21 protein-coding genes are annotated in these 25185 nt (G+C 42.4%); 2 read left to right on the top strand and 19 right to left on the bottom strand.

Going from position 1 to position 25185, the window contains the following annotated elements:
* Positions 1 to 91: 91 nt before the first annotated feature.
* The 5 genes from PVE40_RS08785 to pth all read right to left on the bottom strand — a co-directional run bounded on the left by PVE40_RS08785 (position 92) and on the right by pth (position 7176).
* Entirely contained in the window at positions 92 to 340 is a 249-nt protein-coding gene (locus tag PVE40_RS08785) for an RNA-binding S4 domain-containing protein (protein WP_274731532.1), read from the bottom strand.
* Positions 327 to 1394, bottom strand: coding sequence for a MazG nucleotide pyrophosphohydrolase domain-containing protein (locus PVE40_RS08790; RefSeq protein WP_274731533.1), 1068 nt, complete (start codon positions 1392 to 1394; stop codon positions 327 to 329). Before PVE40_RS08790 ends, PVE40_RS08785 begins: the two co-directional genes overlap by 14 nt.
* Before the next feature lie 19 nt (positions 1395 to 1413).
* Positions 1414 to 3003, bottom strand: coding sequence for a putative polysaccharide biosynthesis protein (locus PVE40_RS08795; RefSeq protein ID WP_274731534.1), 1590 nt, complete (start codon positions 3001 to 3003; stop codon positions 1414 to 1416).
* Positions 3000 to 6539 (bottom strand): transcription-repair coupling factor, encoded by a 3540-nt coding sequence (gene mfd, locus PVE40_RS08800; RefSeq protein WP_274731535.1) that lies wholly within the window; start codon positions 6537 to 6539, stop codon positions 3000 to 3002. The genes PVE40_RS08795 and mfd overlap by 4 nt, the downstream gene beginning before the upstream one ends.
* Positions 6540 to 6606: 67 nt before the next feature.
* A complete protein-coding gene (gene pth, locus PVE40_RS08805) occupies positions 6607 to 7176 on the bottom strand; it encodes an aminoacyl-tRNA hydrolase (RefSeq protein ID WP_274731536.1) in 570 nt (189 codons plus the stop codon).
* Positions 7177 to 7380: 204 nt separating this feature from the next.
* Here pth and PVE40_RS08810 point away from each other — a divergent pair, with 204 nt between their 5' ends.
* Complete coding sequence (locus PVE40_RS08810) at positions 7381 to 8352, top strand: L-lactate dehydrogenase (protein WP_274731537.1); 972 nt, start codon at positions 7381 to 7383, stop codon at positions 8350 to 8352.
* A 226-nt stretch (positions 8353 to 8578) separates the two neighbouring features.
* Positions 8579 to 9775: an IS256 family transposase gene (locus PVE40_RS08815; RefSeq protein WP_274731538.1), complete on the top strand. Its 1197-nt coding sequence runs from the start codon at positions 8579 to 8581 to the stop codon at positions 9773 to 9775.
* 361 nt (positions 9776 to 10136) lie between these two features.
* Here PVE40_RS08815 and PVE40_RS08820 read toward each other — a convergent pair whose 3' ends face one another.
* The 14 genes from PVE40_RS08820 to PVE40_RS08885 all read right to left on the bottom strand — a co-directional run bounded on the left by PVE40_RS08820 (position 10137) and on the right by PVE40_RS08885 (position 25013).
* Complete coding sequence (locus PVE40_RS08820; RefSeq protein WP_274731539.1) at positions 10137 to 11120, bottom strand: ribose-phosphate diphosphokinase; 984 nt, start codon at positions 11118 to 11120, stop codon at positions 10137 to 10139.
* Positions 11121 to 11207: 87 nt separating this feature from the next.
* A complete protein-coding gene (glmU, locus tag PVE40_RS08825) occupies positions 11208 to 12584 on the bottom strand; it encodes a bifunctional UDP-N-acetylglucosamine diphosphorylase/glucosamine-1-phosphate N-acetyltransferase GlmU (protein ID WP_274731540.1) in 1377 nt (458 codons plus the stop codon).
* A 172-nt stretch (positions 12585 to 12756) separates the two neighbouring features.
* Positions 12757 to 13575, bottom strand: a complete 819-nt coding sequence (purR, locus tag PVE40_RS08830; RefSeq protein WP_274731541.1) for a pur operon repressor — start codon at positions 13573 to 13575, stop codon at positions 12757 to 12759.
* 152 nt (positions 13576 to 13727) lie between these two features.
* Positions 13728 to 14549, bottom strand: coding sequence for a metal ABC transporter permease (locus PVE40_RS08835; protein ID WP_274731542.1), 822 nt, complete (start codon positions 14547 to 14549; stop codon positions 13728 to 13730).
* Positions 14495 to 15202 (bottom strand): metal ABC transporter ATP-binding protein, encoded by a 708-nt coding sequence (locus PVE40_RS08840; RefSeq protein WP_274731543.1) that lies wholly within the window; start codon positions 15200 to 15202, stop codon positions 14495 to 14497. Before PVE40_RS08840 ends, PVE40_RS08835 begins: the two co-directional genes overlap by 55 nt.
* Before the next feature lie 25 nt (positions 15203 to 15227).
* Entirely contained in the window at positions 15228 to 16199 is a 972-nt protein-coding gene (locus PVE40_RS08845) for a metal ABC transporter solute-binding protein, Zn/Mn family (protein WP_274731544.1), read from the bottom strand.
* Between the two features lie 303 nt (positions 16200 to 16502).
* The gene (locus PVE40_RS08850; protein WP_274731545.1) at positions 16503 to 18248 is read right to left on the bottom strand and encodes a glycoside hydrolase family 35 protein; all 1746 of its coding nucleotides are present in this window, start codon (positions 18246 to 18248) and stop codon (positions 16503 to 16505) included.
* On the bottom strand, positions 18235 to 18855 hold the full coding sequence (locus tag PVE40_RS08855; RefSeq protein WP_274731546.1) for a YesL family protein: 621 nt from the start codon (positions 18853 to 18855) through the stop codon (positions 18235 to 18237). Before PVE40_RS08855 ends, PVE40_RS08850 begins: the two co-directional genes overlap by 14 nt.
* 15 nt (positions 18856 to 18870) lie before the next feature.
* Complete coding sequence (locus PVE40_RS08860; RefSeq protein WP_274731547.1) at positions 18871 to 19488, bottom strand: hypothetical protein; 618 nt, start codon at positions 19486 to 19488, stop codon at positions 18871 to 18873.
* A gap of 16 nt (positions 19489 to 19504) precedes the next feature.
* A complete protein-coding gene (locus PVE40_RS08865) occupies positions 19505 to 20332 on the bottom strand; it encodes a carbohydrate ABC transporter permease (protein WP_274731548.1) in 828 nt (275 codons plus the stop codon).
* 17 nt (positions 20333 to 20349) lie between these two features.
* Positions 20350 to 21261: a carbohydrate ABC transporter permease gene (locus PVE40_RS08870; RefSeq protein ID WP_274731552.1), complete on the bottom strand. Its 912-nt coding sequence runs from the start codon at positions 21259 to 21261 to the stop codon at positions 20350 to 20352.
* Between the two features lie 76 nt (positions 21262 to 21337).
* Complete coding sequence (locus tag PVE40_RS08875; protein WP_274731549.1) at positions 21338 to 22666, bottom strand: ABC transporter substrate-binding protein; 1329 nt, start codon at positions 22664 to 22666, stop codon at positions 21338 to 21340.
* 30 nt (positions 22667 to 22696) lie between these two features.
* Positions 22697 to 23833 (bottom strand): glycoside hydrolase family 88 protein, encoded by a 1137-nt coding sequence (locus PVE40_RS08880; protein ID WP_274731550.1) that lies wholly within the window; start codon positions 23831 to 23833, stop codon positions 22697 to 22699.
* Between the two features lie 13 nt (positions 23834 to 23846).
* Positions 23847 to 25013 (bottom strand): heparinase II/III family protein, encoded by a 1167-nt coding sequence (locus tag PVE40_RS08885; protein WP_274731551.1) that lies wholly within the window; start codon positions 25011 to 25013, stop codon positions 23847 to 23849.
* Positions 25014 to 25185: the final 172 nt, after the last annotated feature.

Here is a 25185-nt window from a genome sequence, read left to right on the forward strand (position 1 = left end):
GTGCAGGGATACAGATAGAATAATAGCGCCACAATACGCTTTTAGTGAATATTTAGGAAAACTATGAATTATTCAGGATCATTTTTCTTTCTTAAGATTCGCTCAAAACGGTATACATTTCTTGTGCTTCATCTTTCTTTGTTGTGTCCACAATCTTGTCTACTCGTACAATCATCGTTTTATTGCCGAACTGAAGCGTAATCTCATCGCCTACTTTTACATCGGCCCCAGATTTAGCCACTTTCCCATTGATTAAAATTCTTCCTTTATCGGCCACTTCCTTCGCAATCGTACGGCGCTTAATAATACGGGATACTTTTAAGTATTTATCTAGTCTCATCTTGGTTGTCCTTCCCTTCTTTTTCTTGTCTCTTTATGTTCTGCCACATTTGATCAATGTCTTCAATTGTTTTTACTTCATACCCATCAAACACATGGGGGTGGCGACGGCGTAACTTACGGTTTAATCCTTCCAGAATATCCTCTAGCGAGAAGCTGCCTTGATTTTCCGCATAACCGGCATGATAAAGGACTTGCAATAAGATATCGCCTAATTCCTCCATCAAATTCTCTTCATCGTCTGCCTCGATGGCTTCTCTTACTTCTTCGCTTTCTTCTAACAAATAAGGAATCAAGGTTTCATGCGTTTGTTCTTGGGCCCAAATGTCTCCTGCTAAAATTTCATCCATATAAGCTTGAGTGGTGGCGAAACTCTTCACCTGCTCGTCTAATTCCAGTGGTGGAACATAAACGGAAAGCAAATTATGAATCCCATCAAAATGATCCATTTCGTAAAGGGGAATCCATGTAACGGTTTCGTCCTTGCTTCCTGCTGCATCAACCAAAGCAACGCGATGCTCATCCGGATACTTCTCCATCAATTGCAACTTGACATCCCCTGCTACTAAATCGTTGTACACTTGCATGACGATTAAATGGCTCCCCAGGTCTAAACGGTCCGGATGAAAACGCAAGCCGTCTACTAACTGAAATCCTTCAATTGGATCAACGGAAACCGCTTGGAAAAAGTCATCAATAAAACTCTTTCCTCCAAGGACTTCCACAGAAATCCCTGCTTTATTCTGAAGGAGGAGCTGTACAGAATCTTCCGCAACCATCGGATGTCCCGGCACTGCATAAAGGACGTCTTTGTCAGCTGCTTCCTTTAAAATTTCTTGCGCTATTTGTTCATATACCTGTTCGAACTGATTTTCTGCTTCATAAATGGAATCAAAGCTTTGGAACCGAAGTCCTTCTGCTTCTAACTCTTTTACAACGGGGTGTTCTCTTGTACGTAAGAAAAGAGCAGGATGGTTGCTTATTTTTTTATATATTCCATATGGCAACTGCTCAATATCTCCTGCTCCTAAGCCGACGATTTCTACTTTTCCCATTCTGTTTGACCCTCCAACGTTATTCTTTCCCTCTAAATCGCAATATTTTTTTACCGAGAGGAAGAGACAACCACTCTCGAATGGTGAATACTTTTACTTTCAATAGATAAACCCCAAATAGGAGTACACCAATCAACACCGTACAAATTGCCACAATCATCGCACTGGTCCGCGTAAGTTCAGGAAAGAAGAGCATCCGAAGCATGGTTTTGGTGAAGATGGCTCCACCAAAGAGCAAGAAGGCTCCTCCAGTTATTTTAAAACCAAATCGGTCCTTCTGCCAGACCCCTTTTAAGGAGAGCGGCAAGTTTCTTCCCATCAACCAAACCATCGCTAAAAGGCCAAGTAGCGTTGCGGCACTTGCTCCTAAGGTATCCCAGTAATTTACGAGTAGTTGATTCATCACGTATTTCACGAATATCCCCAGACCCAACGCATAGAGGGTGAGGCGGTATTGCTGATAGCTCTGCAAGATGGAATGATAAGCCATCATGACAGAAGCGATGGCAATGGAGATGATATAAACGGACAAGACTGCATTGCCGTCCCCATCGCCAAAGAGCATGACGTTTACTTCTGGCAAAATGGCTAGTAACCCTGCCACTGCTGCAAATGAAAAAGCGGCAGTAATCCGAATGAGTGAACGGGCAGCCCGATGAAATTCGTCTCTACGTTCCGCAAGGTAGGCACGGCTCATCAGAGGGATAAAACTAGCCGAAAAGCCAGTTCCCACTACCATTCCCAACTGTACCAATGGCTGGCCTCGATCATAAATACCCTTCAGCGATTTAGCCGTTTCTTCTACCCAGCCATTTTCAACCAATCCTTTATACAGCGTAAAAGAATCAACGAGCTGGAAGAGAACCAGAATAGAAGTTAACAGACAAATGACGGTTCCTTCGGTTGCATACCCTCGTAGTAACGAGAAAAACGTGTTTCTCGAAGAACCTTTTTGTACCCTTAATTCTTTCATTGGCATTTCTTTTCTCATCCACCAACCCAATAGAGCTGCTGAAACAAGCGCTCCAATTGCTGCTCCGCTCATGGCTCTGGCACCCATTTCGTACAAGTTCATCGTATTGCTGCGAGTGAACCAAAAAGCAGCAGCTAAGATAACCAATACGCGAATCAACTGTTCACTCACTTGAGAAACGGCAGTAGGCTTCATCCGGTAACTTCCTTGGAAGAAACCGCGGAAGGTCGCTAAGACCGGCATGAAAAGGAACATCCAAGAGACCGATTGGATGATAGGCGCCAATAAAACGTCCCCCATTCGTTCAGCAATAAATGGGGCAAACCCATAGAGGAGCCCAAATATCGCTAACGAAAAAAGAGAGAGAATCATTAAACTATCACGGACCAATTGCTTGTGTTCTGCTTCCGCTACAGAGGCTATTCGTTTCGAGAAGAAAACAGGAAAACCAGACAAAGCAAATGTCATACCAATTCCATAGAGTGGATATACTTGCTGGTACACATAAAATCCGGTATTTCCTACCATATTTTGAAACGGGACCCGGTAAACAGCACTTAGTATTTTGGCAATAAAAGCTGCCAACGAAAGGAGAAACGCTCCATTCATCATTTGCTTTACTTGTTCATTCTTCATTTTTCCAAACTCTCTTCATCGGATTCTTCCTTTTCTACCATACATGCTTCTACGAAGATATTGAGATAATCCATCCAAGCTGGAATTTCAAAGCCTTTTATTTGGAGAATCACACTTAACTTACCGCGCTTCATTGCAACTTTCGCACGAAGTTTAATCTTGCTCAGCGCTTCAAAGATAGCTGTGCCTTGCAAGCGTTCTGTACCAGCTTCATTAAACAACACGATAACTTCATCTTCACTCCGTTTGATGGATTCAACTTCTGCATCTTGGGCACGATGTCTCATTAAACCAATTTCGGTTAACTGAATGACTTCTTCTGGCAACTCACCGAAACGGTCTTTGAAATCATCTTGAATTTCATAGAAATCATCGGTACTGTCGATTTGTTGAATTCGTTTGTACATATCGATTTTTTGCCGCTCATCTTCTACATAGGTACCTGGAATATACGCATCAATACCCAAATCAAGCTCCACATTGCTGCGTTTGACACGAGTCCCTTTTCCACGTTTTCTTTCTACGGCTTCACTTAGCATTTCAGAATACAAGTCGAATCCGACCGAATCAATGAAGCCATGCTGTTGCGCTCCTAATAGATTCCCAGCTCCACGAATCGATAAGTCTCTCATCGCAATCTTAAAGCCAGATCCCAATTCCGTAAAGTCCTTAATGGCTTGGAGTCGTTTTTCGCTGACCTCGCTGAGGACCTTATCGCGTTGATACATCAAGTAGGCATAGGCAATGCGATTCGTCCGCCCTACTCTTCCTCTTAGTTGGTATAACTGAGAAAGTCCCATCCGATCCGCATTTTCGATAAATAACGTATTCGCATTTGGAATATCGACACCTGTTTCAATGATGGTCGTCGTAACCAACACATCATATGCTCCCTCAATGAAATCAAGCATAATATTCTCCAACTGAACTTCTGTCATTTGTCCATGGGCTACTCCCACACGGCAATCAGGAATGATGGCGCGAATTTCGTCAGCTTTTCGTTCAATCGTATCCACTCGATTGTAGACATAAAACGCTTGTCCGCCTCGAGCCATTTCTCGTTCAATCCCATCGCGAACCACAGCCATGTCCTGTTCAATCACATACGTCTGCACAGGGTAACGGTTGGCTGGCGGGGTTTCAATAACCGATAAGTCACGTACACCCAGCATCGACATATGCAACGTGCGCGGAATCGGTGTAGCGGTCAAGGTCAAGACATCGACTGAAGCCTTTAACTGCTTCAAGCGTTCTTTATGCTTCACACCAAAACGTTGCTCTTCATCGACTACCAAAAGTCCCAAGTCAAAGAACTTCACATCTTTTGATAAAATCCGGTGAGTCCCCACAACGATGTCCACACTGCCTTTTCGGAGTCCTTCCGTTGTTTCATCTTGTTGTTTTTTTGTACGGAAGCGGCTCATCAAGCCAATCTCAAATGGCAAGCCAGAAAACCGTTGAATCAAAGTTTCATAATGCTGCTGCGCTAAAATAGTTGTCGGCACTAAGAAAGCTGCTTGTTTCCCGTCCATAACGGCTTTGAAAATCGCCCGCATGGCTACTTCTGTTTTTCCATAACCTACGTCTCCAACTAACAAACGATCCATCGGTTTTGGTTTTTGCATGTCCTGCTTGATTTCTTTGACACTGCGTAATTGATCAACCGTTTCACTGAACGGGAACGCATCTTCAAATTCTCTTTGATCGGCATTATCAGGCGGGAAGGCATAGCCTTTTTCGGACTCGCGTTTGGCATACAATTCAATTAACTCGTCCGCGATGTCTTCTATTCGAGAAGCTACTTTTTTCTTCGTCTTCGCCCATTCAGTTCCGCCTAATTTGTTTACTTTAGGCGTCTTCGCTTCCGAAGAAACATATTTTTGTACCAAATGCAGCTGGGTAACGGGAATAAACAACTTAGCACCGTCTTGATAAACAATGGAAATATAGTCTTGGTGAACGCCATCCACTTGAATGGTTTCCATTCCGGTATATTTCCCAATCCCATGATTCACATGAACGACATAATCGCCAGGGGCAAGTTCGGTATAACTCTTTAGTCGTTCCGCATTTGCCATTTTTTGACGTTTCGGCTGGCTTTTCTTCGGTTTATTGAATAATTCTTTTTCAGTAAGGAAAACCGACTTCTCTAATGGCATCTCAAAGCCACTAGCTATAGAGCCGACCATAATATTGTTTCGGTTCTTGATGATTCCATCTTTTCCGGTAATCAAGCTATCGATATGGAAATCGTTAAAAGTTTGATGAACTTTCTTCGCCCGCTCAGCATCTGATACCAAGGTAAACACAGTCAGTCCTTGCTTCAACCAACGATCTATTTCTACCTTTACCATTGGCATTTGTCCAAAGAACTGTACCACGCCACGATACTGCATCGGGTGAATCGCAGTAAAACGAATACTGCCTAAGCCTTTTTGAAAGAGTGAGTAGAAGATTTTCGGATGATTGCTCTTCTTCATGACTTCGCGTATTTCCATCATCATCTTCTGTTTGGGTAACAAGACGCCTTCTTTTTGCTTCGCTTCTTGCCATTCGGCTGCTTCTTGTTCTTGGTTACGATCATTTTCTAGCGAACGACCATATTCATCTAAAATTAAAAGTGTGTTTTCAGGTAAGTAATCCATTAAGGTGGTCATTTCTGGATAAATCAACGACGTATACATACTTGGTCGTTCAGGTTGTTCACCCAGTTCCATTCGTTCCAACAAATCTGAAAAGTATACATCAAGGCGTTCTTTTGCTTCTTCATTCTTGATTGAACGGAGCGCGCGCTTTCTTTTCTCAGCAATTGCGTTTGCTTGTGCCATCAATCGTTCCGGTGGGAAAACCACATCTTGCGCCGGTAAGATAAATGCATCTGGGACATCTTCACCTAATGACTTTTGCGTAGATGGATCAAAGAAACGGATCCGGTCCACTTCGGAACCAAAGAAATCAATCCGCACAGGGTTTTCTTCATTTAGAGCATAGATATCAATGATATCTCCGCGAACACTAAATTCCCCCGGGGCAGCAACCATGTCTTCACGAGTGTATCCCATCGCAACCAGTTGTGCCGGAAGGTTTTCAAAATCAGCCTCTTCATTTTCTTTAAAATGAAGATTATATTTTTTCCATACTTCTACCGGTGCCAGCAGCTTTTTGAAACCTGCCGTCGGAACCACTACAATTCCTCGCTGCCCACTTGCTAAGAAATGCAGCGCCTCTACCCGCTGACTACGAAATTCTGGTGAAGAAAACGCCAGTTCTACCGCTAGCGACTCTTCTACGGGGAAGAGGAACAACGGGATGTCTGGGTCAATCTGCTCCAAGTCTTCATAAATTTGTGTTGCATGCAGCAAGTTTGGTGCCCACACAACGACGGGCTGCTCGAGGGAGTGATAGAGAATAGTCGTTAATAAATTCCTGGCAGAACCAGATATTCCCGTGACGAGTTGATTCCCTGTCGATTCGATTTGATTTGCTATTTTTTTAATATTCGTTGTTTCACTTAAATATACCTGAATGTCTCTCATCGCTATTCTCCCTTTAAAAGTAGCTCTCGCTTTTTACATGTGAAAAGAGGCTCAGCGTTTACTGAACCTATGCTTTCCGATTAAATTTGTTCATGGTGACCAAGAAATCGTCACCCATAATAAAGTCATCAATTGCTTTGACGCTGTCTCTGACAGCAGCTAGCATCTCTTCGTGCTCTTCTTTAGGAAACGGGCTCAATACATGATCAATCACCGTCCGATTTGGTTTCGGTCTCCCGATGCCAATTCGAATTCGGTTAAAGTCCTCGCTCCCCAAATGCTGAATTAAACTTTTTATTCCATTATGTCCGCCTGCACTACCTTTTTGACGCAAACGAATCCGCCCCGTTGGCAAATCCATATCATCATAGAGTACAACGATTTCACGTTGATCTATATCGAAGTAATCCATCAAAGGACGTACCGCTCGACCAGAATCATTCATATACGTCATCGGCTTCACGAACAATACCTTTTCACCGTCCACTCGTTCTTCAGCGTACAAGGCGTCAAATTTTGTTTTATTAAATGAGGCGTGATGCTGATAGGCCCATTCGTCTAACGTAATGAAGCCAATATTATGTTTTGTATCGGAATACTTCGGGCCCGGGTTTCCCAACCCAATAATCATTTTCATTACGTTCACCTTTTTCGATTTTTGAGTATTCTTTTTATTTGGACGCAAGAAAAGCCTGCACTTATTATCGTCCAGTCATTCGCTTATTATAACACAATCTACGAAAAAGCTGAAAGAAAAAAGACCTTTGCTTTTCCTACCAACGATTCCCCTATCAATGGTATAATAACGGTAAGTATAGATGAAGAGATGGAGGAATTGTACATGACAGAATTGAAAGTAAAGTCTGGACAAAAAATTATCTTAATTGGTAATGGTGCTGTCGGATCCAGTTATGCATTTGCTTTAGTAACTCAGAATATCGGCCGTGAACTTGGCATTATTGATACAAACACTTCAAAAGCAGAGGGAGATGCAATCGACCTTTCAGATGCACTTGCTTTTACGAGCCCGAAACGAATTTATGTTGCTGACTACAGCGATTGCGCTGATGCAGACTTGATTGTATTAACTGCAGGAGCTGCTCAAAAACCTGGCGAAACTCGATTGGATTTAATCAACAAGAACCTAAAGATTTTCAAGAGCATTGTTGATCAAGTAATGGCCTCTGGATTTGATGGTATTTTCCTAGTCGCAACCAACCCAGTAGACATTTTGACTTATGCAACTTGGAAGTTCTCTGGCTTGCCGTCCCACCGCGTTATTGGTTCAGGGACTTCATTGGATAGCGCACGTTTCCGCCAAGAAATTGCGCGCAAAGTTCACGTAGACGCACGAAACGTCCATGCCTATATTCTAGGTGAACACGGGGATACCGAGTTCCCAGTCTGGTCACACGCTAACATTGGCGGGCTGCAACTGTATGAGTGGATCAAACAAAACGATGACCGAGTGGATGAGCAAGAGCTTGTAGAAGTCTTCTTCAATGTTCGCGATGCCGCCTACCGCATTATCGAGAAAAAAGGCGCCACTTTTTACGGGATTGCAGTTTCCTTAGCTCGAATTACGAAGGCCATCTTCAATGACGAGAATGCGATTCTACCTCTTTCTGTTCATCTAAATGGTGAATACGGCGAAGAAGATGTGTTTATTGGTGTTCCTGCTGTGATTAACCGTGAAGGTATTCAAAAGGTAATCGAGATTCCTTTGAATGAAGTAGAGCGCGGCAACATGCAACACTCTGCTAAGACTTTGCGCCAAGTGATTAAAGATTCCTTTGCAGAATTAGACAAATAATGAATAAAAACGAGGCCTCTGCGCCTCGTTTTTTTATTTCCACTGGTAGATGGAGAAGTGGACAAGTGAGACGTTCCATTTTGACTCACTTGTCCGAAAATGAAAATAATGGACAAGTGAAAGTTTAGAAATGATAGAGTCCTTATAATTGTGTAAAAAGAAAAAGCCTCACCCATTCCATTTTGGTACAATGTTGACAACGACGAAAACATTGGAGGAATGAGTGATGACTCAAGTACAGTTTACCCTAAATTTGGACGATTTGAAAGACGAAGTGATGAATTCGAACCTGACTGCGGTGGCGAAATCAGCCCTTGTTTTGGTGATGAACGAAATGATGGAAAAGGAGCGCGATGAATACCTGAAGGCCGACGCTTACGAGCGGACAGACTCGCGCATGGACTACCGGAACGGGTACTATGAGCGGGAGCTGCTCTTGTCGATTGGGAGGGTGACCCTCCGGGTACTGCGTACACGAAACGGGGACTTTTCCCCTTCTCTCTTCGAAAAGTATTCCCGCGCAGACCAATCCTTTGTGTTGGCCATGCTGGAGATGGTGGTCAGTGGGGTGTCCACCCGCAAGGTAAAAAAAGTGGTAGAGGAGCTCTGTGGGGAATCTGTTTCAAAATCCTTGGTCTCCTCCCTTACCGCCCAACTGGATCCCATCGTGAGCGAGTGGGCGAACCGACCGCTTGATGCGGCCGACTACTCCTATGTTTACGCCGATGCGATGTATATCAAGGTGCGGGAAGACCACCGTGTTGTCTCGAAAGCAGTTTATATCGCGATTGCGATCAATGGCGAGAACCAGCGGGAAGTGATTGGCTTTAAAGTTGCCTCCTCTGAAACGTTCGAGGCTTGGCGGGATTTCTTCAAGTCCTTGAAAGACCGGGGTCTGCGATCGCCCAATTTGATTGTTTCTGACGCGCACGAAGGGTTGAAGAAAGCGATCCAGACGGAGTTCGTGGGCACTTCCTGGCAACGCTGCCTCGTTCACTTCAAACGGAATATCCTGGCCACCGTGGCACAGAAGGACAAGAAGGAATTGGCCATGGGAATCAAACGGATCTTCGCCGTTCTCAAACCGGAAGATGCCCGAGAAGAGAAGGAGCGGTTTGTGGACCGCTGTATGGAAGAGGGGCGCTTTGGAAAGGCAGTCCAGATTTTGGAAGAGGGCTTTGACGACGCCATTCAATACCTGAACGAACCCGAAGAGACCCATCCGTTCATCCGGAGCACGAATCACCTGGAACGGCTGAATTCCGAGGTGCGCAGGCGGGGAAAAGTGATCCGTATTTTCCCCAACCAGCCATCCGCTTACCGCCTGATTGGAGCGGTCTTGATGGACTATGAGAAAACCTTCTCTCGCCGCCTGTTGTGGGAGAGGAAAAGGAATCGGAAGGAAACAAAACAAGTCGATTAATAGCCTTTCATTGTGTTGGTCCGTGCAGGATAACCTGGGTTGGCCTCGGGATCAAGAGCCGCTGCGCTCTTCCTCTTGACCCCAAGGTCAACCCAGGTTAATGGATGGGGGCCAACACAAAAAATGTGAGGGAGGACCAGCCCCCTTCACATTGAACGATCCATATCAATATATTTTGATTGACAAGTACCAAAAAGGAATTTACACATAACTAAGGACTTGACTTTAGAAATGAACCACTTGTCCATTTTGGCCAGAAACGGACAAGTGAGGGTGAAAAAGGAACCTGACTTGTCCAAAAACAAGTTCCCGCACAAAATAAACGCAGATCCGATGGTTCGGATCTGCGTTTTGTTGACTATTAGTCTAAAATTGTGAATTTTTCTTGGAACAATGGGCTCACAGAGCGGTTTTCATGAATCCGTTTGATTGCTTCTGCAATCAATTGAGAAACCGTTACTTGTACTATTTTTTTGCTGAGTTTTTCTTCAGGAATATTGATGGAGTCTGTAACAATTACTTCTTTAATAACTGAATTTTCTAGGCGTTCGATTGCTGGTCCAGAAAGAACAGCATGCGTACAGCAAGCATATACATCTGTTGCGCCTGCATCTTTCAATGCTTGAGCAGCAAGGGTAATCGTACCAGCTGTATCAATCATGTCATCAATCAGGATAGCTTTTTTCCCTTTTACTTCCCCAATGATGTTCATAACTTCTGCAACGTTTGCTTTCGGTCTTCTCTTGTCAATAATCGCGATTGGCGCATGGATAAACTCAGCTAGTTTACGTGCACGCGTTACCCCACCATGGTCAGGAGATACGACAACTACGTCTTTTTGTAATACTTCATTGTCTAAGAAGTAATTAGCCAACAATGGCGCACCTAGCAAGTGATCCACTGGAATATCAAAGAACCCTTGAATTTGTGGTGCATGTAAGTCTAAAGCAAGGACACGGTCTGCACCAGCATTGGTAATCATGTTCGCTACTAACTTAGAAGTAATCGGCTCACGAGATTGTGCTTTACGGTCTTGACGGGCATATCCATAATAAGGAATCACAATATTGATTGTTTTTGCACTTGCACGTTTCAAAGCATCAATCATAATTAATAGTTCCATTAAGTGATCGTTGACTGGAGAACTAGTGGATTGAATGACATATACATGTGCTCCACGAATACTTTCATCGATATTAATCTTGATTTCTCCATCACTGAATTGGATGGACGATACTGTTCCTAACTCAAGACCGACTTCTTTTGCAATTTTTTCTGCCAATGGAATATTGGAGCTCAGTGAAAAAATCTTCAATTTTGGGTCTTCATAGTGTTCTCTACTCATAATTCCCTCCGCTAACCATCTTTTATTAAAGGCTTGATTGTTATTACTATCATAAGCCATTATTTACTATTTACCAACTGTTTGTTGCTACTTTTTTGCAGGTGGCAACTTTTCCCAATATCCTGCTTTGTTTTCTTGACGGACACGCGCAATTCCCATTGCTCCTTCAGGAACATCTTTGGTAATCGTCGATCCGGCTGCTAGATAAGCGTTCTTTGCTACATCGACTGGTGCAATTACATTTACGTTGCAACCGATGAAGCTGTTGTCGCCAATCTTGCTGCGATGCTTGTTCTTGCCGTCGTAGTTTACAAATACAACCCCACAACCGATATTAATATTTTCACCCAGGTCAGCATCACCAACATACGTCAAGTGACCCACTTTTGTATCCTTGCCAAGGGTCGCATTTTTCACTTCAACAAAGTTGCCGATATGGACCGCTTCACCAATTTGGGTTTTTGGACGCAAGTGACTGTATGGGCCGATGTTGCTGTCGTCCGCCATTGAAGCTTCTTCAATGTTCGAACTCGTTATCCGCACACGGTTCCCAATTTTAGAATCGCGAATCTCTGAGTTTGATCCAATAAAGCACTCTTCGCCGATTACGGTTTTCCCTTTTATGGTAACGCCTGGTTCAATAATGGTGTCCGTGCCAATTTTTACGTCTGCTTCGATATACGTGTTACGTGGGTCAATCAATGTAACGCCATTCCGCATATGCAGCTCATTGATACGTTTTTGCATGAGAACAGAGGCTTCCGCTAAAGCAACGCGGTCGTTAACGCCTAGCGCTTCTTCCATACGTTCCATTTGATAAGCGGTTACTATCTCGCCTTTATTTTTCAAAATTTCAATAACGTCTGGCAAATAATATTCGCCTTGAGAGTTGTCATTTCCCACTTCTTCTAATGCTTGGAAAAGAGCTTGGTTATCAAATACATACGTACCCGTATTGATTTCATTAACAGCTGCCTCTTCAGCAGAAGCATCTTTTTGTTCTACAATTTTTTCTACTAAGTTCTCCGCACTGCGAATGACGCGGCCGTAGCCAAACGGATTACTTGCATGTGCAGAAAGGATGGTTGCTTTTGCTTGTTCATTTTCATGATGCTTCACTAATTGATTTAATGTTTCACCGGTTAAAAGCGGAGTATCCCCACAAATGACTAAGGTCGTACCTGATTCATGCGCCAAAATTTCTTTTGCCTGCAACACAGCATGACCCGTTCCAAGTTGTTCTTCTTGCAAGACAAACTCTGAACGTTCGCCCACAGTTTCTTTTACTACTTCTGCACCATGGCCGACAATTGTAACCACTTTGTCTACTCCAGCAATTTCAACTTGATCGATAACATGTTCTACCATTGCTTTTCCGCTTACTTGATGAAGTACTTTATACAACTTACTTTTCATTCTCGTGCCTTGACCAGCTGCAAGAACGACTGCGAAACGTTTTGCCATATTTTTTGCTCCTTTGCATTTTTAACCATACCAAATTATCGTACCCGAAATAAAAGGAACATTCAACTTTTGGAAGGGCTTGTAAAACTAATTTTCTTCATTTTCTCATAATATCAATCACAATTTCAAACAAGGCAAATAGAGGCTGATAATTTTTCTCAGCCTCCCTTCCTTATTCATCGAAATAATTGCCTAATCCAAGCTGCATCGTGCGGTTACGTAAATCAATTTCATTGACACGGACCAAGGAAGTATATTGAACCGCTTCTTTGTTTTGATTATAGGCTGCTTCCGCAAATACGGTTACTCCTACCGTTTCGGAATCGAATTCTTCGATGATACTCTTCATCCCGTTCACCGTACCGCCGCCTTTCATGAAGTCATCCACGACTAAAACGCGGGATCCACTTGGCAAGCTGCGTTTGGATAGTTCCATTTTCTCCACACGGTTACTGGAACCTGAAACGTAATTGATACTTACGGTTGAACCTTCTGTGATTTTGGAATCACGACGGACAATCACAAACGGAACATTTAGATAATAAGCAACTGCTTGCGCAATCGGTACCCCTTTTGTAGCAACCGTCATAATGGCCGTTACATTTTTGTCCTTATACTCTGCAGCAATAATTTGTCCAACAAGTTGGAGAATCTCCGGACTCCCTAAAATATCAGATAAATAAATATAGCCGCCTGGCAACAAACGCTCTTTGGTGTCCATTTTTTTAATGAGGTCTTCTAGGAAAGTCTGCGCATCCGCTTTACGGATGGACGGCACAAAACGGACTCCGCCTGCTGCTCCCGGAAACGTCTCTACCACTCCAGAGCCGTTCACTTCAAACGTTCGTTTAATAATTGATAAGTCTTCACTGATGGAAGATTTCGCTGACTTATACTTATCGGCAAAATAAGTTAAAGAAATTAATTTATGTGGATGATTCATTAAATAATAAGTCATATCCACCAAACGTTCGCTGCGTTTCATTTTCATTGCGATCTCTCCCTTAATCATAGCTAGAAGTATTATAGCTATTAATTCTTAAAAAAGAAAGGATTTTTTAACGAAATGTTCGTGATTTACTGCCTTTTTGAAAATAAAAAGAAGTGCAGAGGGAATTCCTCTGCACTTTAGGAAACAATTTCTTAACGTTCCGTTTTATTTGCAATTTTTATCGCTCTACCAACACTGGTGAGTACGAACAGGGTCACAAACATTAAGGTAATGGTCGCTCCGGGAGGTGTCCCGAATTGATAAGAAGCAAAGAGTCCGCTGTACATGCCAATCAGCCCAATTCCGATCCCTACCCAGATTACTTGCTTAAAGCTGTTAACCAAACGCATCGCAATGGCTGCCGGCAAAATAAGGATTGCCGAAACCAGGAGCGTTCCTGTTATTGGCATAATTACACTAATCGCAATCCCCGTAATGATGGAAATGAACAAAGAAATCCATCTTACAGGCAGACCTGCCGTTGATGCAGTGTCTTCGTCAAATAAGAGTACATATAAGGGACGACGGAAAATTAAATATAAGACCACTAAACTAACTGTTAAGATGAACAGGACAAAAATCTGTTCTTGATCAATCGTCACGATGGAACCGAATAAGAACTGCTCGATGCTCGTTGTCTGCTGACCAGATACCAAGCTCATAAGCACTAAAGCAACTGCCATTCCCGTAGACATCAAGATCGCAATGGAAATTTCAGAATAACCACGAAAGACCGTCCGCAAGTATTCCATCCCAACCGCTACCAGGATGACAACAAAAATCGTGGTTATGGTCGGGTTCACGCCAATTAACATCCCTAAGGCTACCCCAGCCAAGGATACATGGGACAACGTATCCGCTAAAAGTGACTGCCTTCTTAAAATTAAAGTAAGACCAAGGATCGGTGCAATAATGGCAATTAATGTTGATGCTTGGAATGCCCTTTGCATAAATCCATAGAAAAACATCTCCACGGCGAATCCTCCTTTCGTTTCAAGCGAATTTGACGGTCCACAAATTGATTAATATCTTCATGATCATGCGTTACCATTAAAATCGCCTTGTTATGAACTTGTGAATTATGGCGGAGCAACCGATAGAAACGCTCACGCGACTCTTTGTCCATCCCGGTTGTTGGTTCATCCAAGATAAACAAATCTGGATCTGTGGCAAAGATTCGAGCTAATGCAATCCGCTGCTTCTGACCACCAGAGAGTTCCCCAATCTTCCGGTCTCTTAACTCCCACATGCCAACTGATTCCAATGCTTTTTTTACATGCGTATGATCTTCTTCGTCTAATCGTTTGAACCAGCGATTATTCTGAAACCGGCCCGACTCAACAAACTCCAATACCTTACTTGGAAAACCAATATTAAACGAAGAGATTTGTTGCGGCGCGTAGCCAATCATCAGCTTCCCACCCTGAGCATTTTTTTTCGCAATGGTTGCAGTTCCTTCTTGCGGCTGCAGCAAGCCGAGCACACTCTTCAATAAGGTCGATTTGGCTGCTCCGTTTTCTCCAGTTAAAATAACAAATTCCCCTGCTTCTACTTGGAAGCTAATATCTTTTAAGACTGGTTCGCCGTCATAAGAAAAGGATAAATTTTCTACGTTAATATAATCCATGATTCCTCCCCTTTCTTTACTTTTATTAACGAATGGTTTGTTTCAGAGCTCCAAGGTTATCTTTCATTAACGTCAGATAATCCGTTCCCTCTTCCTGATCCGCCGCGGTCACTCCTTCTACTGCGCTCAGTAGTGCGAGCTCCGTACCAGTTTCTGCCGCTAACGTTTCTGCTAATTTTGAACTTTGTGAGTCTTGGTAGTAAATAGTAGATACTCCATGTTCCTCAATAAATTGGCCAATCGTTGCCATTTGAGCCGGACTTACTTCTTGGTCTGAGGTGAAGGAGGAAATGGCCACTTCTTCTAACTCGTACCGTCTCGCCAAGTAACCAAATGCTGCGTGTTGCACCACAAACGTGCGATTCGAAGCTTCCGCAAAAGCGGTATGAAATTCTTGGTCTAATTGATCTAGTTCTTCTTGATAAGCGGCAGCATTTTCAGCGTATTGTTCTGCGTTTTCTTCATCAACACTCTCCAAGCCAGCCGCAATAGCCGCTACCATTTCTTTGGCAAATACAGGATCCAGCCAGATATGTGGATCGATCACGTGAGAATGTCCTTCCCCGTGTTCATGGTCATGGTCGTGGTGCTCTTCTTCTGTTTCTTCATTTTCATAAAAGTCCAAGCCTTCCGCAGCTTCGACCACCAATACATCGGTGTCTGTCAATGTTTCAAGAACAGCCGGCACCCATGTCTCCATATGCTCACTGCTATAAACAAATACATCTGCTTCCGCAATGGTCACCAAGTCTTTTGGTGTAGGCTCATATCCATGTGTATCCTGCCCTGCATCCAATAAAAGATGGACGGTTCCATTCTCTCCAACGACTTGAGAGGCAAAGTCATATACCGGATAGAAAGTAGTTACTACCTGAACGCCTTCTTCTTGATTACTCTCAGTGGGATTTGCTTGTCCGCATCCCGTTAAAATAAGAAGCAAAGAAAGCAGCATAATCGCTCCTAATTTTCCTTTACCCCACTTGCTGATTCCACTCATGGTTCAGCCTCCTTTTTATAAATCGTAATGATTCCTATTTAGCACGCTCCAAACTTTAGCACAGGTTGCTTATTCTCGTCAATGCTTTTATCCAGTATCATTAAATTGAAAAAGGTGCTTTTTATTTTTTTACTGAAATGTTTATTCTGTGCGCCTTTAAGCATTTCGAACATATGAGAATCCATTCATAGAAGGATGACAATATGTTTACAGTTCATCCAGAACAAATGATGCGGGATTTCCATTCCTTTCACACAAAAAAACGAGAAACCAAGTTCTCGTTTTTCCGCCTATTAAAATAGATTATAACAATGGTTCATCAACCAAACGAATTGAATCCATCACTTTCCCATCCGTTTCAAAAAGGATAATTTCATTCATTCCTTCTTTCAACAGCGGGCCTGGAATATACAACCGTTTTTGTGGACCTACTTCCCAGAAGCGGCCTAGGTTAAATCCGTTAACAAACGCGACTCCTTTGCCCCAACCTGAAAAATCAAGGAATGTATCTCCTGTTTCAGATGCTTCAAACTCGAAGCGGTAGAAACTTGGGGTTCCTTCTTGATGTGGTTTGGAGAAATCAATCAATTCTGTTTGATCAAGTGGCAAGGAGTAATGGGTCCAGTCACTTTGGAATGCACCGTTGATCACAACGCCGTCTCGAATTCCTTTATGTTGATGATTCATCTTAACCGAATAATTCACTCGGCCCATGTTTTCCACTAAGATTCCGATTTCATTCTCTGCTTCCGTCATTTCAAAGCTTTCTTTTTCTGAAAGTTCGTGGTCGTATTTAGTGAACAACAACTCTTCATTCAAATAAATGTTTGCGCGGTCCATACAACTAACCAAACGGAAATCTTCTACCGGACGAGCCTTTCCTACCTTACTCGTATAGTAAATATAGCCGTATCCTTGATCCAGTTCTTCCATTGATAAAGGATAGTTAGAAGAAATGGGCTCCGCTATGTCTTCGAGAACAGAGAACAAGGAAACTTTATCGACTACAGGCAGCTCCCCGTAATTTTTCTTCTGAATGTTCGTCGTCAACGGAACTTCTTCAATCGGTTGGAAGGATTGAATGACTTTTTTGAAGGCTTCATATTTAGGGGTAATATCGCCCCACTCTGTTAACAAAGCATCATAGTCATAGGAAGTTACGTCTGGCGCCAGCTTCTCGTAATAATTCGCTCCATTGGTAAAGCCGAAATTCGTTCCTCCATGGAACATATAAATATTCACGTGCCCTTGTTCTAGAATCGTTTGTAACTCGGATGCGGCACTTGCCACGTCTGTTGTATGATGCGCCTCATCGCCCCATGCATCAAACCATCCAATCCAAAATTCCATTACCATGAGAGGCTTCTCTTCACCGTGGAAATCCCGCAGTCGTTTGAAGTGACGATCAATTTTTGAGCCACAGTTAAAGGTCGCAAGCGCCACATCTTGAATAGAACCATTTTCTAGCATATCTCCCCAAGGTCCATCTGAAGTCACTAAGGGAACCGTCACGCCATTTTCACGCATGAGGCGGGCAAGGAAATACAGATACTGGTGATCATTCGCATATCCGCCGTATTCATTCTCCACTTGCATAAGAATGATGGGGCCGCCTTGATCAATTTGAAGGTCTACCACTTGAGGGAAAAAATTTTCAAAATAACGGGATACCTTTTCCATAAATGTCTTCTGATCAAAGCGAATTTTCATCTGTGAATCCTTCAAGAGCCAATAAGGCAGGCCGCCAAATTCCCATTCCGCACAAATATACGGAGAGGGACGCAAGATGACATACAAACCTAACGAATGAGCCTTTTCAATAAACGCCCGAATATCGAATCGTCCAGTGAAGCAGTATTCTCCTTCATTTGGCTCATGCATATTCCAAGGAACATAGGTTTCTACCGTGTTGCAGCCCATGTTCTTCAGTTTCTCTAAGCGATCTTGCCAATATTCCGGCACCACTCGGAAATAATGAATACTTCCGGAAATTACTTTAAATGGTTTTCCTGATAGATAAAAATTTTCTCTTATTTCAAATGTTGTCATGGATAGGAGTCTCCTTTTTCTCTAAAAGCATAATCATTACTTTTGTATTCAAGTAGCCTATCCCTCCAATCGAGAAAAAAACGAGATAAGGAGCTACATAGGCTGTCATAAATAAAGTAGCTCCATTTACAGTAAATAAAAACAAGGTCCACGGAGCATGTTTCACCATCAAAACGAAAGACTGAATCAGATAGTTCTTTAGATTCCAGTCATATAACGCAATCAATGGAAGGAAATACAGCATCAGGCATAGAAAGACTACGCCGATGAATAAGGAAACAAATAGCCAGAAAGTGGCTACTGAGTTGCTTATAGAATGATAGTACCATACATCCACCCCAATAATGATAGCAAGAAGCAATAGAACACAGCCTAAAAAGAAATGAAACTTAAAATTTCTCAAAAATGCATCAATAAATTCACGTATAATCTGGTTGCTGCTTTGAAAATTCAATTTATACCCAACAGAAAATAAAGCAATAGTCGCGGGAATAAAAGTGATGATTGGAAGCGAAGTAAAAAACCATAAAATTGATAGCGTCATAAAATCAGAGAGGAGAGCCATCATTCTCCAAAAAGGGTGCGTTAAGTCAAAAAACTTTCTCATCACTACCGTTCCTTTCTACTGTGTTTCTGTTAGGATAAATCGAATAAATTGGACCGTCATCTCTTTTTTATCGGACTTCACCGGGACAGCAAGGAACGCCTCTTCGGAGAAGTATTCCGTTCCGCTGATATCAACAGCCATCGCCTGCTCTTCTCCCTCTTTATCCTCCATGAATACAAGCTGCTGCTCCCACGTTTTATATTCCTCATTCGACAAAACTTCTTCCAAGTCTGCAAATCCGTCTAATGCACCATAATGCGAAATCACATCCCTATCACTCACAATGGCATCGATTTCCTTCCCTGCTATCAGAGCAGTAAAACGAGCCATCTGATCCAGGCTCGACAGATCGGATTCTTCCAAAGAGAAAGACAGATTTGTCTCTAGATGTAGCTCCGTCGAATTTCCTTGTATAGCAGGCTCTACTGCCTTCTTAAAATCACTGATTAAGGTTTCGGCTTCTTGGTCAGATAAATGACTGTTGATATCATATACGTTCCAACGTGTATCGGGTTGATCAAATAAAGAAGGAATATCCAGCATCCACAGCATGCTAATAGCGAGGACGCTCCCCACAATAAATCCTTTATAATTTTCCCAGATATGCGCTAGTCTGTTTTTAACTATTGCCAAAATTATTCCTCTTCTCTTAACCTTTCACTCCCGTTGCTGCTACCCCTTCAACAAAGTATTTTTGTAAGGATAGGAAAACTACAAGAACTGGAATGAGCACGACAACAGAAGCTGCCATGATTAAAGCATATTCTGCAGAGTATTGTGTTATAAACATACGCAAACCGATTTGGATGGTTTTCAGCTCATCTCTTGTTAAATAGAGCAATGGTCCTAAAAAGTCATTCCATGTGTTCACAAATGTAAAAATAGTCAAAGAGGAAAGCGCTGGTTTCGACAAGGGCAGCATGATTTTAGCGTAAATTTGATAGTCATTCATCCCATCGATCCGTGCAGCCTCAATTAAGGAATCAGGGATTCCTTGGTAAAATTGGCGCATCATGAACACCCCGAAAGCAGAGAAAGCCTGCAAAAGGATAATGGCCAGATGGGTATTATTCAAACCCAAACTTCTCATCATAATAAATTGAGGCACCATATAAGCTTGCCAAGGGACAGCAATGGTAGCAATGTACGCCATGAACAGAAAGTCCCGCCCTTTGAAGCGCAGCTTCGAGAAGGCATACGCAGCGAAACTACTTGTCAATAACTGGAGAACCGTAACAATCAGCGTTAACTTAGCCGTATTCTTAATAAAGGTGGCTAAGGGAATTCTCGTCCATATGTCTTGGTAGTTACTCCAGACAGGTGTTTCTGGAATCCATTGAATCGGGAATGTAAAAATTTCCCTATCAAATTTTAGTGACGAGGACAACATCCAAAGAAATGGAAAAAGCATCGTAATCATCACAACAATTAACACGGTATACACGAGAACCTTACCTAAAACATGTTTACTTTTCATGATGTCTTCTTCCTTTCCTACTCTTTGGCGAAGTTCTTTTCGCCTCTAAATTGAACGACTGTTACTACTAAAACAACGACAAAGAGTAACATCGAGATGGCGCTGGAATATCCTAAGTTCCAATTCCGAAATGCTGTATTGTAAATTTCATAAACCAATACTAACGTAGACGTTCCTGGTCCACCTTGGGTAATCATGTAGACAATATCGTATACTTTGAAGCTGTTAATGGTTAGAATCATCAACACAAAAAAGGTAACCGGTCTTAGCTGCGGGAGGGTCACATTCAAGAATTTACCCCACCGGTTGGCGCCATCTAATTCTGCCGCTTCATATAATTCAGAGGAAATCCCTTGTAAACCAGCCAAGAAAATGACCATATAGTATCCCATTTGTTTCCAGACACTAAAGAAAATAACCGTAATCATCGCCCAATCACTATCTGCTGCCCAACGCGGAGGATCTAAAACACCTAATAAACGCAAGATTTCATTGATAGGACCATTTGTTGGACTAAAAATCATATTCCAAACAGCAGCGACTGCAACTAATGAAGCCACATAAGGAAAGAAGCTAATCGTTCTAAAGATATTTCTTCCTTTAATTTTCTGGTTTAAGAGAATAGCCAGTCCCATGGCTAATGCCAAGGTCAGGGGCACTGTTCCCACTACGTAAATCAATGTGTTCCAAAATGCATCATGGACACGAACATCATTCCACATTCGCACAAAGTTCCCTAGTCCAATAAACTCCATTGGATTGCTACCATCCCACTCAAAGAAAGACAAGAAAATGGCAAAAATAATAGGCCCTAGTGTAAAAATAGCAAAGCCCAAAAAGTTAGGGATGATAAACGAATAGGCAATCAAATTTTCTTTTATTTTTTTCCGATTACGGTTCTTCGATTGTTCATAGATTTCTGTCTTCATTTCCATACCGTTCCCCTCTTCCTTCCCATTTTATAGGGAAAGGGTAAGCAGCAAGATGCTTACCCTTCACTACTACCTATTTCAATGCTTCTACCTGTCCAGATGCCTTTTCCAGTTCCTCAGCTGCATCTGCATTATTCGTCATAATATTGTCATGTGCATCGTTCAAAATAGTTTCTACTTCAGCAGAATCTTTATCCAACGGTAATTCTAAATAAGTTGTTTCAACAGATAGTGCTTCTTTACTTGCTTCGTCATCTGGGAATCCTGGTGTATTGGCAATTGTTTCAATAACTTCTTCCGATTGAATAGCAGGCATGGTTCCTGTCTCTGCGATAATACGTGAACCTTCTTCGCTCGTTGCAAACTCAACGAATTTCCAAGCAGCATCTTTGTTTTCTGAATTCGAACTGATTCCTAGAGTTGTAATTGTTCCTGTTGAGGTTCCTTCTTCTGCTCCTTCTGCTAGAGGCATGGTAACCATTCCCCAATTGAAATCTTCGCTCTCTCCACTTTCAATCGCAGTTGCCAGCGTAGGGATAAACCAAGTTCCCATTAACATGCTTGCTACGTTGTTTTGGTAGAAGGCAGCAGAGTAGTGCAGGCTAGAAGTTTTTAAGGAAGCATAATCTTGAACTACTTCATCTTCTTGTTGAGCTAGAACGGTTTCATAAAATGGTTCCAGGAAGGAATAATCAGTTGATACTAACGTATTTTCCCCATCCATCAAACCATACATTTGCACCTGACTTCTCCAAACATGATAGTGTCCACCATAAACTTTGGATCCAACAGCTGCAGTAGCCTTCTCAGATACTTCACGGATTAATGTGTCGTACTCGTCAAAGGTGATGCCATTTTGTGGGTATTCCACTCCTGCTGCATCAAACAAATCTTTGTTGTAGTACAGAACATAGAAGTCACTTCTAAATGGCAGCGCATAGAATTGGTCGTCCATGGTAATCTGTTCAACCGTACCGCTGTATTGATCTATATTGATGTCGCTCGCCAATTCATTCAGAGATTCCAATTGATTACGCTCAATCAAAGCTGCGTAACCCGGAATATCCTTAACCGTCACTACATCAATCGATGCGTCTCCTCCAGACAACTGTGTACCTAACACCGTCATGTAATCAGTCGATCCCAAGTCCAGCATTTCAACGTTGATGTCTTCATTTTCTGCTTCAAATGCCTCGATTAACGGTTCATAATAGACTGTGGCATCCTTGTCCCAAAGAGCCCACGTTAGTGTAGTCTGCTCTGCATTTCCACCGTTTTCGGCAGTTGATTCATTTCCAGTTTCATCGGTTGAACTGCCGGCACCACCACAACTTGCTAGAAAAAGAGCACTGATTGTCAAAAATGAGGTTGCTTTTGCAAAACGATTTTTAAACGGGTTCATCTGGAATTCCTCCAATTATTTTTTATTGTATTACCAATATTTGTACCAAGCTGTTGTTAACCGAACGAGACTCTCTACATAAAAATAATCTCCCCAAATGGTGCACTCATCCACTCCTTTATTGCTATTTTTATCGTAAACCCCATGTAAGAGTAAGCCGTTGGATTGAGATTGTTCCTTGCTCGTGTAGTTCTCCGCTAAGGATTTAACCATTTTCACTGCACTCTTCTCATAAACTTCCCTTTTTGGGTACGAGAGGGGGAGCTGCCTTGCAAGCTCTAGTAATCCGCAAGCCGCAATCGCTGCAGCTGAGCTGTCCCTCTCTTGGGGGCTGCCGTCATTAAAAATCAAATCCCAATACACTACTGAATCCGATGGGAGCTGGGAAATAAAATAGTCTGCAATTTGTATGGCTGATTCCAAGAAAGAAGCGTCTCCCGTATACAGATAACTTAAGGTAAAACCATAAATCCCCCATGCTTGTCCTCTTGCCCAACAGGAATCATTCGAATACCCTTGAGCAGTCTCTCCCCTTAATGCATCCCCCGTTTCGCGGTCAAAAAAGTAGGTGTGGTAGGTGGTAGCGTTATCACGAATAATGTAGCGTTGTGTTTGTTTAGCATGCCTGGTAGCAGCAATACGGTACCGATCATCTCCCGTTACACTGGAAGCGAAGTAGAGAAGAGGCAAGTTCATTAAGCAGTCGATAATCATGCGTCCGCTCTCTTTTATGTCGTTTAAGTTGCCCCATGCTTGAATAATTCCAGCCTTTTCGTTGTACCGTTGCATGAGTAAATCGGCTGCTCTTACAGCCAGCTCTTTTGATTCTTCATGACCATTTACTTTATAATCTGCTATCGCAGAGAGAATATAGAGGAACCCAATGTCATGCGTGTCTAGTTCTATATTTCTCTCTAGACGATTTTGAAAACTTTGCATCTGAACTGCTATCACGTCATCGAAGCTTGAGTCTCGCTTCGCTTCCTTCGCTAGGAATAACATTCCTACCCAGAAGCTGGATGTCCAATAATTATTAGAATTTTGCTCGTACATTCCATCTTTAGAAACGGGACCCGGCACTGTGTCATAAAAAACTTCCTTATTTTTTTCAAGTTCCTGGATCACCCTGTTTTTCTCTTGTTCTAACCAATCCCATTCATTTGCCATTAGCCCTTCTCCTTCATGTCTCTATTGAGAAGTAGAATTTTTGTTCATAATCCATTTCTACTCTCGTACTAAGTACCGTACGGTATGCCTTTTGGTTCCTGCCATCATGATCTGAAAACTCTTCTTCCACAATGATCGGCTCAAAACACTGCAAATCTGTGTGCATTCTCAACGTACTCTCCTTGCCTTTCCAAATGACAGAAGAAGCTTCTACTATTGGCCTTTCTGTGCTTATGAAATTTTGTTGGACAAGATTAAAAGAGGAACATGAGAAATGAATCCGATCATGCAAAAGAGCATTCCCATTCTCCAAATCTACTTCCCACTTTCTGTGGAAATTCGTCACGTTAGCGTCCTCTGGATACACTTCCTTTCCATTCATCTCGAACTGAAATCCTGTTTCGCTCTGAAGGAAATGAGTGCCTTCCGCTCCTCCTGCACCACTCCTTTGCTCCTTATCATTAAGGATGGGTACAGAATGTCCCAAAGAACGATTATTTAATATATGGTACCGGGTTTCTTCAAGGAAATAATCACGTGTATATTCCCCGACGCCTAAATCTGTTAAAAGAAGTTCGCCTGCCATCCCGATAACAAAATGACCTACATCATTATGGTTATGGCTCTCGTTATTATTCCCTCCTTTAGCAGCAAAAACAAAGTCATTTTGACCTTTTGCTACCAACCATTCTGCATCAGGAAAGTAAGAAATTTTATTCGATGCACATTTTTTAAGCTCCTTTGTCCAGATGAGGTTCCTGTATAGGGGAGCCCATCGGTAACAATGATCAACATGCAGCGAAGGAGCCTCTTGGTAATAAGGAACCACCACATCATACTGTTCCTGACAAAAGCTCAACAATCCGCTTGGCAGCCTTTCTTTTCTGCCGGCATCGGAAAAAGGGACAAAAGATTCTTGATCTAACTGAACTCGGTACGGAAAAGCAGCAATTTCTTTTATTTTAGGTTGATTAAGGAAGGAATCATCCTTGTAAACGCTGTAATATTTCTCCGCAAAATAAAGGTAATAACCGAACCCATAACTCCAATAGCTCACGCCTTCTACACAAACTCCATCTTCTCCGAAACTTTGCATATAGTGATCAAAAGATGTCTTCAACCTTTTAATAATAGCGAGCTGCCGATTGGAATTTTTTTCTAGTAAACTTAACGATGCCATTCCGATACAACCTGCTATTACGGCGCTCCAGTTATTCTCCAATGTTTCCCAGTTCCATTTCCTACGTTTAGTCAAGTGATATATACTTAATATTTCCTGAATAATTCATAGTTTTTCTAATATGCTCTCTAAACCTTGTCCCGTCCTTGTTTTTCATATTGTTATCCGACAC

This window comes from Jeotgalibaca caeni, from assembly GCF_028863945.1.
Taxonomy (GTDB): domain Bacteria; phylum Bacillota; class Bacilli; order Lactobacillales; family Aerococcaceae; genus Jeotgalibaca; species Jeotgalibaca caeni.